Here is a 12,173-nt window from a genome sequence, read left to right as displayed (position 1 = left end):
CGCTAAATGACTCCCCCTGAAGAGGCCAAATTTACCTCAGAACCGGTCGCGTGTCAGTACTGACAAAACTGTGAAGGATGTGGATAATCGATTCTTTGGGCTGTCTCGGTTTGACCCGACGGCCCGCAGGCCGTAGTTTTAATCAGTTGACGAGAGCCTTCGGGCGCCAAGCTTTCCCTGCCGTATGTCCGGGCAGCGGAGATATCCATCACCTGGAGTAAGTGATTATGAGCAAAAGAACCTTCCAGCCGAACAATCGTCGTCGGGCCAAGGTGCACGGCTTCCGTCTGCGTATGCGCACGCGCGCGGGTCGCGGCATCCTGTCGGCTCGCCGCCGCAAGGGCCGTACCGAGCTGTCGGCGTAGTCCAACACGGCCGATTCTCGACTACCGCCGTGCTCGACAAAGCTCATCGCATCACGAGTGCCGGCGACTACAGACGAGTGGTACGCCGGGGCAGACGGATCGTGAGCGAGCACACGGTGACCTACATCACAATGAACCCGAATGGCGGTAATCCGCGATTCGGGTTCATTGTTGCAAAAACAGTCGGTAACGCAGTGACACGAAACCGGGTGCGCCGTCGACTAAAGGCTTCTGCATACGCCGTTACGGATGCCGTTCCAGACGGCGCAGAGATCGTGGTGCGTGCGCTTCCGTCTGCCGTTCAGGCATCCTTCGCCGCCCTACACAGTGAGTTCGTGCGCGCGGCGACGAAGACGGCCATCCCGCGATGACCGCCGTGCAGATGTCGAACCCCGCAGTGAACATTCTTCTGATCCCGCGCAACGCGGCTGTTGCTGTGCTGAAGGCGTATCGCACAGTGATCTCACCGCTTTACGGCGATGTGTGCAGATATTATCCGTCTTGTTCGGCATACGCGCTGCAAGCCATTCAGCAGCACGGAGTGGTGATCGGCTCTGCGCTCGGTGTTCGACGTATCGCTCGTTGTCACCCGTGGGCCGAAGGCGGCGTTGACGATGTGCCGCCGAAGAAGAATTTCACCTACAGAGTGACCCGTCGGGGTTTCGTTACAACACAGGGCCAGAGAAAGGGCTGACACCACAGCATGGACATCATCGGAACGATACTTTGGCCACTCAAATGGGTGGTCGAGCTCATTCTCGTTGGATGGCATTGGGTGTTGAGTGGTCCGGCCGGACTTGATCCCGCAGCGGGATTGACCTGGGTCCTCTCGATCGTCGGCCTTGTTCTCGTTGTTCGTGCTCTTCTGATTCCGCTCTTCGTCAAACAGATCAAGAACCAGCGGCGCATGATGGAGGTCGCGCCGCAACTGAAGAAGATCCAAGACAAATACAAGGGCAAAAAAGACCAGTTCAGTCGTGAAGCGATGAGTCGCGAGACGATGGCGCTCTATAAGAACACCGGCACGAACCCGCTCGGATCCTGTCTGCCGCTTCTCGTGCAGATGCCGATTTTCTTCGCCCTGTTCTCGGTGCTGAACGACGCACAGCACTCGAAGACCGGTGTCGGCCCCTTGAATGAAGCTCTTGCCCATGAGTTCGGCAGCGCGAGCCTCTTCGGGGCGCCGCTGCACATGAGCTTCTCGACGGCCATGGGCGAGGGCGAAGTCGGCGTCATGGTGATAGCTGCCGTGATGGTTGTGCTGATGACCGCCTCGCAGTTCATCACCCAGCTGCAGATCGTCTCGAAGAACATTTCAGACGAGACCAAGGCTTCTCCCATGTTCAAGCAGCAGCGCATTCTGCTCTACCTGCTTCCCTTTGTCTTTTTGTTCTCGGGTTTCGCCTTCCCGCTCGGCGTGATGTTCTACTGGCTGACGAGCAATATGTGGACGATGGTTCAGCAGTTCCTCATCATCAGGAACATGCCCATGCCGGGAACCGAGGCGGCGAAGCAGCGCGAAGAGCGTCTGGCACGCAAGGGAAAACTCGAGAACACCGAGAACGCCGGCGACACGATCGTCGTCGAAGAGAAGAAGCCCACGCAGCGACAGCAGCCTGTTGGCAAGAATCGCGCCAAGAAGAAGAACGGAAAATAGGGCACAATGTCTGACGTGACCCAGAACGTTTCAGAAATCGATGAGAGCCATGAACCCTCAGCCACGGAGCACGATGCGACTCTTTCGCCTCGCGAGCTCGAAGACGAAGGTGAGGTCGCCGCGGACTATATCGAGGAGTTGCTCGACATCTGCGACCTTGACGGCGATATCGACATCGACACCAGGAACGGCAGAACCTACCTGTCTGTGACGGCTGGGGAAACAAGCAGTAATCTGCGTGTGCTCTCGAAGCCTGACGTCGTAACCGCTCTGCAGGAACTCAGCCGTCTCGCAGTGCAGAACAAGACCGGTTCATTTTCACGACTGATCCTCGACATCGGCGGCTCGCGCGACGCGCGCCAGGCGGAACTCACGTCGCTCGTCGACCACGCGATCGAACAGATCGAAGCGGGTGCATCGTCTGCGGCACTTCCACCGATGTCGAGTTACGAACGCAAGCTGGTTCACGATGTCGTCGCTGAACGCGGCTTCACCTCGACTTCACAGGGTGAAGGACGCGATCGCCACACGGTGATCACCCGCCACTGATTGTATGTGTGGCCGTTTCACGTGAAACGGCCACACAGAGTTGACAGAGAACAGGTCATGATTCTTCGCGATCTCGAGCCAGAGCCAGCGTTCGCGAAAGCTGTTCTGGGCGACCGCCTCGAGCTGACACGTGAATTCACACATAATCTCGCTCGTCGGGGTGAACAGCTCGGGTTGATCGGTCCGCTCGAGCTTCCGCGTTTATGGACCCGTCACATCCTGAACTCTGCACTGGTCGCTCCCCTGCTTCACCGGGGTCGGGTCGGCGATGTCGGGTCGGGCGCAGGATTGCCCGGGCTTGTTCTCGCCATCGCCCGCCCTGATGTCTCGTTTGTGCTCATTGAGCCGATGGAACGCCGGGTGGCCTGGCTGAATGATCAGATCGGTGAGCTTGCTCTCGACAACGTTGAGGTCTTGCGTTCGCGGGCAGAGGACGTCTCACTCGATGTTCCCCTCGATCAGGTGACGGCCCGCGCTGTCAGTGCCCTTCGCAAGTTGCTGCCGTGGACGGCTCCCCTGCTTCGCGATGGAGGTGAGCTCGTGTTGATGAAGGGGGCGAACGCACAGGCGGAGATCGATGCAGCGACAAAAGAGCTCCGTCGTTTCAGGGTTGTCGATGCTCGCGTCGAGGTGCTGGGTGAGGGTGTCACCCACGATGTGACGCGTGTGATTCGCGGAACGGTCCGTCGCTCGGCGCGTTGATCTCGTAGGCCTCGTCGTCCGGTGGTCGAGCTCGTCGGGATCCAAGCCCATTGCGCCTTTCGAACCGGTCGCCGGTCGGGTTTGTCGAGACGCAGCCCGTTCGCCCCGTCGGTGGTCGAGCTTGTCGAGACCAGGCTTCCCTTTGTCGCGGGTTCCTGTCGGTTTCACCCTTCCGCGTCGGTTTCACGTGAAACGTCGCCCGGGTTCGACACGCTCGCCCGGGCTTGGCGGCGCGCTCAGCCACCGGTGGTCAGGTGTGGTCGAGCTCGTCGGGACCTCTCGCTGGACCGAGTCCGGTAACGAGGTGTGCAGCTCGATCCGCTGTGCAGCTTTTCGGTGCACTGAGCACGCCGGTCAGGGCTGTGTCGACGGGTCGGGATTCCCGGTAGTCGAGCCCCGGTCGCTGGTCGAGCCTGTCGGGACCCGGCCCGTTCGCCCGGTCGGTGGTCGAGCTTGTCGAGACCCCGCATCAGTCCTGGCTCACTCGTCTCACCTGAAGCAGCCCACGACCAGTTCCGCGACGACCGGTTCCCTGCAGCCCGCGAGACCCGGTGGTCGAGCTCGTGGGGCCCGACATCTATCGCGCCTCTCGGCCCCGGTCGGTGGTCGGTGGTCGGTGGTCGGTGGTCGGTGGTCGAGACCAGGCTTCCCAGGGGTCTTCCCTTCCGTGTCGGTTTCACGTGAAACAGTCAATGCACGGGTGTGGGCAAGGGCCGGTTCTCTGCAGCTTGCGCGACCTTGTTCAAGTTGGTCGAGGCGCCAATGTCCATCGCGCCTGTCGACCCGGTCGGGGGTCGAGCCTGTCGAGACCTACATCAGTCCCGGCCCACTCGTCTCACGTTAAACATCAGCAGGGTTTCGACACATTCACCACGATCCTCGCGGCCCACTCAACCAGCGGAACAGTCGGTTGCTGTTTCACCGAGAACCAACCTCCTCGTTTCATGTGAAACAAGCCAGGGTGTCGGCATCACCTACAGGTTCTGCACAGCGTGTCTATCCGCGCCACGTGTCCCACAGATCTATTCACCACGCCTACGCCCGCGTTGCCGACGGGCAGGCTCGATGCCATGCCCCATATGTATATTCTCGAATGCGCTGACGGCTCGTACTACGTGGGAAGCACGTGGAAGCTCGAGACCCGGTTATGGGAGCATTCGAAGGGAATGGGTGCCGCGTACACGAGCAGGCGGCTCCCCGTGAAGCTGGTCTATTGCGAGAACTACGATCGTGTTGACGACGCGTTTCGGCGTGAGAAACAGGTGCAGGGGTGGGGCCGGCGCAAGAGACAGGCACTGATCGATGGAAGACACGAGGAGCTACCTCAGATCACCGAGGCAGTGAAGCCGCACCCGTCGCGCCGTGAATGATCGCTCCCGCACTCCCCCGATGGTTCCGCAGGACGGGTCTCGACAAGCTCGACCACCGGATCTCGACGAGCACGTTTCGACCACCGGCTGTTTCGCTGGTTGAGTGGGCCGCGAGGATCGAGCGACCGTGTCGAACCCGGGGCGATGTTTCACGTGAAACCGACGCGGAAGGGGAAGACCCCTGGGAAGCCTGGTCTCGACAGGCTCGACCACCGACCACCGACCACCGACCGGGGCCGAGAGGCGCGATAGATGTCGGGCCCCACGAGCTCGACCACCGGGTCTCGCGGGCTGCAGGGAACCGGTCGTCGCGGAACTGGTCGTGGGCTGCTTCAGGTGAGACGAGTGAGCCAGGACTGATGCGGGGTCTCGACAAGCTCGACCACCGACCGGGTGAGTGGGTCCGGGTCTCGACAGGCTCGACCAGCGACGGGGCGAACGGGCCGAGTCTCGAAAGGCTCGACCACCGACGGGGTGAGTGAGCCGGGTCTCGACAGGCTCGACCACCGACGGGGTGAGTGAGCCGGGTCTCGACAGGCTCGACCAGCGACGGGGTGAGCGGGCCGGGTCTCGACAGGCTCGACCACCGACGGGGTGAGTGAGCCGGGTCTCGAAAGGCTCGACCACCGACGGGGTGAGTGAGCCGGGTCTCGACAGGCTCGACCAGCGACGGGGTGAGCGGATCCGGGTCTCGACAAGCTCGACCACCGACGGGGCGAACGGGCTGCGTCTCGATGGGCTCGACCACCGATGGGGTGGGTGAACGGTCCGGGTCTCGACGGGCTCGACCAGCGGCGCCTCAGGCCCGGTGAATCGGCTGGTATCAGCGACGTGCGTCAGGGGCCCGGTCCTGCGTCAGGTACGGTAGATCAGTAACCACGAACGGAGAGCGTTTCACGTGAAACAACCCGATCAAGAGCCGTCGACAGACCTCTTTGATACTCCCCTGGCACGAGAGTTGGCAGACCTGACTCGACGTCGCAAGGTGCTCTCCGACGTGTCGATCCCTGTGCCGAGCGAGACCCGTGTGGTGACGGTTTCCAATCAAAAAGGTGGCGTTGGCAAGACCACAACGACTGTGAACGTTGCAGCCGCCTTGGCGAAACAGGGCGCGCGGGTGCTCGTGATCGACCTGGACCCCCAGGGAAACGCGTCAACTGCGCTCGGAATACCGCACCAAGCCGAGGTGGCGAGCGTTTACAACGTTCTGATCGAGGACAAGCCCTTGGAAGACGTGATTCAGAGGAGCCCGGAGTTCGACACACTCTTCTGTGCTCCTTCAACACTGCATCTCGCCGGTGCCGAGATAGAGCTCGTGTCTCAGGTTGCTCGAGAACACAGACTGCGCACGGCACTCGATGCGTTTCTGAACGAGACCGACGAGCAGTGGCATTATGTGTTCATAGACTGCCCTCCGTCGCTGGGGCTTCTGACGATCAACGCTTTTGTCGCCGCTCGTGAGGTGATGATCCCCATCCAGTGCGAGTACTACGCGCTCGAGGGACTCAGCCAGCTTCTGGGAAACATCGAACTCATCCAAAAGCACCTCAATCCCCCACTCACCCTGACGACGATCCTGCTGACGATGTTCGATGGCCGCACCAATCTTGCAAACCAGGTGGCCGACGACGTCAGATCACACTTTCCGCAGCAGGTTCTGCAGACGGTCATTCCCCGAACCGTCCGAATCTCGGAGGCCCCGAGCTTCGGACAGAGTGTGATCAGCTACGATCCCTCATCTGTAGGTGCTGTGTCCTACCTCGAAGCAGCCGCTGAGATCGCGAAACGCAGCCCTCAGCCACGTCAGACATCAGAAACACAGGACCAAGGAGCACGCGCACATGGCGGTTAAACGAACCGGGCTTGGCAGGGGCATTGGCGCCCTCATTCCGACAGCAACCACTGACTCGGGAACGAGCGCGCGTCCCGTCGACGTGTTCTTTCCCGAGAGCACCAAAGAACAGCAGCTGGATTCTCAGGCTGAACAGACTGCAGAAGGGCTTGTCGAGGTTCCCGGCGCGCGTCTCGCACATCTCAATCCGGATGACATTGTGCCCAACGCGGTGCAACCGCGAACCAATTTCGACGAAGAACACCTCGCAGAACTCGCCCACAGCATCCGTGAGATCGGCGTTCTGCAGCCGGTTGTCGTGCGCTCTCACCCGTCACAAGCGGGCAAGTACGAACTCATCATGGGCGAGCGCAGGCTTCGGGCGACCAAAGAGGTCGGACTGAAGACAATCCCTGCCATCGTGCGCGAGACCGCAGACGAAGACATGCTCCGCGACGCGCTGCTCGAGAACCTGCACCGCTCCCAGCTGAACCCTCTTGAAGAGGCATCTGCCTATCAGCAGCTGCTCAATGATTTCGGAATCACTCAGGATCAGCTTGCCGAGAGAATCGGCCGATCACGCCCGCAGATCAGCAATACGCTGCGACTTCTGAAGCTTCCTGCAGCAGTGCAGAAGCGTGTGGCGGCTGGTGTGTTGAGCGCCGGGCACGCACGGGCGATCCTCTCGACGGCAGACCCTGAAGCGATGGAGCGTCTGTCGGACAAGATCGTCAACGAAGATCTGTCAGTGCGGGCGGCAGAGGCGGCGGCGGGTCAGGGTGCCATGTCGAAGAAGCCCAAACCGTCAGCGGGTTCTCGCCGTGGTCATCTGGATGAGATTGCGGAACGACTCGGAGATCGACTCAATACCCGAGTCAAAGTGAGCCTTGGAGCTCGTAAAGGCCAGGTCACGATTGATTTCGCGACAATCGGTGACCTAAACCGGATTCTCGGAGAGTTGGGTGAGCCCGGCTACGGTCGCTGATTCGGTCGCTGATTCTGACGCTGTTCTCGCTCGGTGTTTCACGTGAAACGCGCCCGCTCGGGAAGAGGGTCTCGACAAGCTCGACCACCGGAGAGCACTCGACTACCGGAGAGCACTCGACCACCGGACGGGCGGTGGCCGCCTTGCGTGGAGCATGGCAGGCCTGAAGATCACTGGGGAATGGTTCACGTGAGACGGATGGCCTCGGAACGAGCCGTCGAGGGAGGAGTGGGTCTCGACACGCGCGCCCCGACCGCTTGTAGCATCCCGGCTCTCGATCACCGGGCGATGTTTCACGTGAAACGACTGCTGGTGCGTGAGAAGAGCGCGAGGAGTGCGCGACCCGATCAGATCTGATGTTCAGGTGAGACGGATGGGCTTCGGCAGCCTGGGTACCCCGTGGTTGAGCAGGCCGGACAGGGCGACGCCGGACTGTGTCCGACCTTAATTGTCATCGGAGGTCTCGATGCTCGGGGTCTCAGTGGTCTCGACCATCGAAAGGGCACTCGGCCATCGGGAACTCGTTGGCCGAGCATGCCGCATGTCATTGGACGACGGGTGCGGTGGTTCGATGTTTCACGTGAAACACGGCGAGTGGGCCTGGTCTCGACAAGCTCGACCACCGGACGGGCGCTCGACCACCGGAGAGGTGTCATACCGGAGGTCGAGTAGGCCGCGAGAAACGAGCGACCGTGTCGAAACCTCCCTCATCGTCAGTGGAGGTCGCGACAAGCTCGACCGCCGATAGCGGGGGTCAGTCGGTGGAACGCGACGCGGCGACCGCCAGTGCCGTGTATGCAGACGAGAGTGTGAGACCCGCGGCCTCGATGGCCTGAGGGACAAGCGATGTCTCGGTGAGTCCCGGCAGCATGTTCGCCTCGAGGAACCAGACCGTGCCGTCGTCATCGACGATGAGGTCGATTCTCGAGATGTGACGCAGGCCGAGCAGGGTGTGAACGGCGACGGCATCCTTCGCGGCCCGAGCGGCCACGTCATCGGAAACCCTCGCCGGTGTGTAGAAGGTGGTCTCGCCCGCGTTGTACCGGGCTTCGAAGCTGTACACCCCCGAGAGTGGCTCGATTTCAACGGCCGGAAGGGCGAACGGGCCCTCTCCGTTGTCGAGAACGGTGACGGCGAGTTCGGTGCCTTCGATCTTCTTCTCGATGAGGGCGACGTCTGAATAGGTGTACGCGTCCACCATGGCGCGCGGCAGATCAGAGGGGTCGTTGACGATCGTCACCCCCTGTGCAGAGCCCCCCTGGGCTGGTTTCACCACGGCCGGTGTGCCGATGTCGTAGAGAACTTCACCGAGAACGCCGTTCGCCCCGAGCTCCCTGAAGGTCTCGGTCGGAAGGGACAGCCACTTCGGCGTCGAAAAACCCGCACGTGAAACCAGCACCTTGGCTGTGGGCTTGAACCAGGCAAGGCCCGCCGACTCTGCGTGTGAGCCCACATAACGGATTCCCCTGGCGCGGAGCAGAGCCTGCAGGGCACCATCTTCTCCGCTTGCGCCGTGCAGGGCAGGCCAGACGACATCCGGACCGTGCTCATCGAGATCTGACAGCAGCGCGGCGTTCGGTTCGCGCAGCGTGACCGTGTGCCCCATGGCTTGGAGCTCTTCGGCGACACGCCGGCCCGAGCGCAACGAGACGTCGCGCTCGTGTGAGATGCCGCCGGCGAGAACCACAACATCGAGCTTAGGGAATTCTGTCATGATCAGGGATTTCCTCGTCTTGAACGAATCAGTTCAGGTTGGGCGGCGGTGCGGTGTAGCTGCGATTGGCTCTCAGCGGGGCGAGGCTGCCTGTGCCCGCGAATGTCTCGAGCAGATCGATCTCGCCGTTGATGACGGCGGCGAGCCGTCTGACTCCGACGCGTATGCTCTCCGGAGTCGGATAACAGAACGACAGTCGCATGTTGTGCCTGCCGTCACCGTCGGCATAGAAGGCGGTTCCCGGTGTGTATGCGACGAGCTCCTTCACGGCTCGCGGGAGCATGGCCTTCGAGTCGAGCTGCTCGGGCAGTGTGAGCCACACATAGAATCCCCCATTGGGGTCTGTCCAGCTGAGCTCTGGCAGATACTCCCCCAGCGCGCTGATCATGGTCTCTTTGCGTTCGCGGTAGACACCTCGGAACGAGTCGATCTGACCCCGCCAGTCCGCCTGCGAGAGGTATTGCGAGATCACGAGCTGACTGAATGACGACGGACAGAGGATCGCCGCCTCGTTGGCCAGAATCAGCTTCTCGCGGATCGCGTGCGGGGCGAGAGCCCATCCCACCCGGAATCCGGGTGCCAGTGTCTTGGAGAACGTTCCGAGATACACCACGCCGTCCTCGTCGAGCGACCGAAGGGCCTCCGGCGGCTTCTCGTTGAAGTACAGCAGACCGTACGGGTTGTCTTCGAGAACGAGGATGTCGTTCTCGTGCGCGATCCGCAGGATCTCTGGCCTGCGCTCGGCAGAGAGGGTGACTCCGGCAGGGTTGTGAAAGGTCGGAATCGTGTAGAGGAATTTGATCGTTTTGCCCGCGGCCTTGAGCCTCGTGATGTGCTCGCTCAGTGCTTCGGGGACGAGCCCGTGTTCGTCCATAAGAACGTGTTCGACCTGAGCCTCGTAGCTCTTGAAGATCACCATTGCGGTGACATAGCTGGGACCCTCGGCGAGAACAACGTCGCCCGGATCGATGAACAGCTTGCTGAACAACTCGAGAGCGTGCTGGCTTCCGGTGGTGACGACGACGTCGCTCGCGCTCCCCTGGATGCCCTCGAGCGCCATCACCTCGGTGATCTGCTCGCGCAGCTTCTCGATTCCCTGGCCCGAGCCGTACTGAAGCGCGACGGGACCCTGCTCACGCATCACGCGACCCATGGCATCCGTCACGAGGTCTTCTGGCAACGCCGAGACGTATGGCATTCCGCCGGCGAGCGACACCACCTCTGGGCGCGATGCGACGGCGAACAGGGCCCTGACCTCGCTGGCGGCAAGCCCGGCCGTGCGGGCGGCGTAGGCGCCGTACCACGGGTCGAGGTTGTTGCCGGATGCGGGGCGAGGGTCGTTTGGAGACACTGTTCTTCCGTTCTTGGTCCTACTAGATGCTATCGGGGTCGTGGCTTCGCTCACGACGCGGATGCCGAGAGTCGGCTCTCGCGTCGCCGGTCGCGTTAAACGCCGAACCCGCCCGGCTGAGGTGCCGGGCGGGTTCGTTCGGTGATCGCGGTGACCGCGGTGATCGCGGTGATCGAGCTTGTCGAGATCCGAGATCCGAGATCCGAGATCCGCCGGCTATGCCAGGAAGGCGGCCAGGTCGGCCTCGAGCGCGGCCTTCGGCTTGGCGCCGATGACCGTCTGTGCGACCTCTCCGCCCGAGAAGACCTTCATCGCGGGGATGGAGGTGATCTGGTACTTCATGGCAAGCTGCGGGTTCTCATCGACGTTGACCTTGACGATGTCGAGTTTGTCGGTGTTCTCTGTTGCGATCTGGTCGAGGATCGGCGAGACCATACGACACGGTCCGCACCACTCTGCCCAGAAGTCGACGAGAACCGGCTTGTCCGACTGCAGAACCTCTGCGTCGAATGTGCTTTCTGTCACGGCGCGTGCTGTCATTGTTTTTTCTCCTTTTCAGGTGTGCGACGGGGTGCGACGCACAACCTATGGGGTTGAGATCGTTGGGTACGAGGAGCCTGCTGAGATGGGCCGGGTAGAGCCTGCCGAAATCAGATCGGCCGCCGGGTCTGGCTCACCGGCCTGTTCGAGCGCGGCCAGATAGTGCTCGGCGTCGAGAGCGGCGACGGTGCCGGAGCCCGCGGCAGTGACGGCCTGCCGGTAGGTGGGGTCGATCACGTCGCCGGCGGCGAAGACGCCGGGCAGGTTGGTCTTCGAGCTGCGTCCGTCGACGGCGATGGTGCCCTCCGGGGTGAGGGTCAGCTGCCCATGGACGAGGTGCGTGCGCGGGTCGTTGCCGATGGCGACGAAGATGCCGCCGAGTTCGAGGTGGCTTTCGGATCCGTCGACCGTAGACCGAAGGGTGACGCCGTTGACGGCATCCGCACCGGTGACGCCCACGACTTCGGCGTTCCAGATGAACTCGATCTTCTCGTTGGCGAAGGCGCGTTCCTGCATGATCTTCGACGCCTTGAGTGTGTCACGGCGATGGATGATGTAGACCTTCGACGCGAATCGGGTCAGGAACGTCGCCTCTTCCATCGCAGAGTCGCCGCCGCCGACGACGGCTATCGTCTTCTCTTTGAAGAAGAACCCGTCGCACGTCGCGCACCATGAGATTCCACGACCCGAGAGTCGTTCTTCATCGTCGAGGCCGAGTTTGCGATAGGCGCTCCCCGTCGCGAAGATCACCGAAGACGCCTCGAAGTCGCCCGAGTACCCTGTGCTCACCTTCTTGACCGGGCCGGTCAGGTCAAGCGAGGTCACGTCGTCGAGGATGATCTCTGTGCCGAAGCGCTCGGCCTGCGACTGAAGCTTCGCCATGAGCTCTGGACCCTGGATGCCCTCGGGAAAACCGGGAAAGTTCTCGACCTCTGTGGTGTTCATCAGCTCGCCGCCTGCTTCAACGCTCGACGCGAGAAGCAGCGGGTTGAGGTTGGCACGAGCGGCATAGATGGCGGCGGTGTACCCCGCAGGCCCTGAGCCGATGATGATGACGTTGCGCACGCGCACTCCTCAGATCTTGTGCTGACAGCGGATAAAACACATTC

Annotated in this window: 13 protein-coding genes; 9 read left to right on the top strand and 4 right to left on the bottom strand. The window is 61.8% G+C overall.

Going from position 1 to position 12,173, the window contains the following annotated elements:
* The first annotated feature begins 227 nt into the window (after window positions 1-227).
* From rpmH to ACYVF5_RS00505, 9 genes are all read left to right on the top strand, one after another.
* On the top strand, window positions 228-365 hold the full coding sequence (gene rpmH / locus ACYVF5_RS00545; protein WP_460942227.1) for a 50S ribosomal protein L34: 138 nt from the start codon (window positions 228-230) through the stop codon (window positions 363-365).
* Window positions 366-394: 29 nt separating this feature from the next.
* The gene (gene rnpA, locus ACYVF5_RS00540) at window positions 395-736 is read left to right on the top strand and encodes a ribonuclease P protein component (RefSeq protein ID WP_460942225.1); all 342 of its coding nucleotides are present in this window, start codon (window positions 395-397) and stop codon (window positions 734-736) included.
* Complete coding sequence (yidD, locus tag ACYVF5_RS00535) at window positions 733-1,059, top strand: membrane protein insertion efficiency factor YidD (protein ID WP_460942223.1); 327 nt, start codon at window positions 733-735, stop codon at window positions 1,057-1,059. The genes rnpA and yidD overlap by 4 nt, the downstream gene beginning before the upstream one ends.
* Window positions 1,060-1,068: 9 nt before the next feature.
* Entirely contained in the window at window positions 1,069-2,022 is a 954-nt protein-coding gene (yidC, locus tag ACYVF5_RS00530) for a membrane protein insertase YidC (RefSeq protein ID WP_460942221.1), read from the top strand.
* 6 nt (window positions 2,023-2,028) lie between these two features.
* Window positions 2,029-2,571, top strand: a complete 543-nt coding sequence (locus ACYVF5_RS00525) for a Jag family protein (protein WP_460942219.1) — start codon at window positions 2,029-2,031, stop codon at window positions 2,569-2,571.
* Between the two features lie 57 nt (window positions 2,572-2,628).
* Window positions 2,629-3,273, top strand: coding sequence for a 16S rRNA (guanine(527)-N(7))-methyltransferase RsmG (gene rsmG, locus ACYVF5_RS00520; RefSeq protein WP_460942217.1), 645 nt, complete (start codon window positions 2,629-2,631; stop codon window positions 3,271-3,273).
* Between the two features lie 1,070 nt (window positions 3,274-4,343).
* Entirely contained in the window at window positions 4,344-4,643 is a 300-nt protein-coding gene (locus ACYVF5_RS00515) for a GIY-YIG nuclease family protein (RefSeq protein WP_460942215.1), read from the top strand.
* A gap of 898 nt (window positions 4,644-5,541) precedes the next feature.
* Complete coding sequence (locus ACYVF5_RS00510) at window positions 5,542-6,495, top strand: ParA family protein (RefSeq protein WP_460942213.1); 954 nt, start codon at window positions 5,542-5,544, stop codon at window positions 6,493-6,495.
* Entirely contained in the window at window positions 6,485-7,459 is a 975-nt protein-coding gene (locus ACYVF5_RS00505) for a ParB/RepB/Spo0J family partition protein (RefSeq protein WP_460942211.1), read from the top strand. Before ACYVF5_RS00510 ends, ACYVF5_RS00505 begins: the two co-directional genes overlap by 11 nt.
* A gap of 754 nt (window positions 7,460-8,213) precedes the next feature.
* Here ACYVF5_RS00505 and ACYVF5_RS00500 read toward each other — a convergent pair.
* The 4 genes from ACYVF5_RS00500 to trxB form a co-directional block, all read right to left on the bottom strand.
* Window positions 8,214-9,173 carry a D-alanine--D-alanine ligase family protein gene (locus tag ACYVF5_RS00500; RefSeq protein WP_460942209.1) on the bottom strand — a complete coding sequence of 320 codons (960 nt, stop codon included), beginning with the start codon at window positions 9,171-9,173 and terminating at the stop codon, window positions 8,214-8,216.
* 28 nt (window positions 9,174-9,201) lie between these two features.
* Window positions 9,202-10,524 carry an aminotransferase-like domain-containing protein gene (locus ACYVF5_RS00495; protein WP_460942207.1) on the bottom strand — a complete coding sequence of 441 codons (1,323 nt, stop codon included), beginning with the start codon at window positions 10,522-10,524 and terminating at the stop codon, window positions 9,202-9,204.
* A 216-nt stretch (window positions 10,525-10,740) separates the two neighbouring features.
* Window positions 10,741-11,064 (bottom strand): thioredoxin, encoded by a 324-nt coding sequence (gene trxA / locus ACYVF5_RS00490; RefSeq protein WP_460942205.1) that lies wholly within the window; start codon window positions 11,062-11,064, stop codon window positions 10,741-10,743.
* Between the two features lie 45 nt (window positions 11,065-11,109).
* Window positions 11,110-12,129: a thioredoxin-disulfide reductase gene (trxB, locus tag ACYVF5_RS00485; protein WP_460942203.1), complete on the bottom strand. Its 1,020-nt coding sequence runs from the start codon at window positions 12,127-12,129 to the stop codon at window positions 11,110-11,112.
* Window positions 12,130-12,173 lie beyond the last annotated feature (44 nt).

The organism is Okibacterium endophyticum, assembly GCF_054780075.1.
This window is presented reverse-complemented; position numbering and strand designations above follow the sequence as displayed.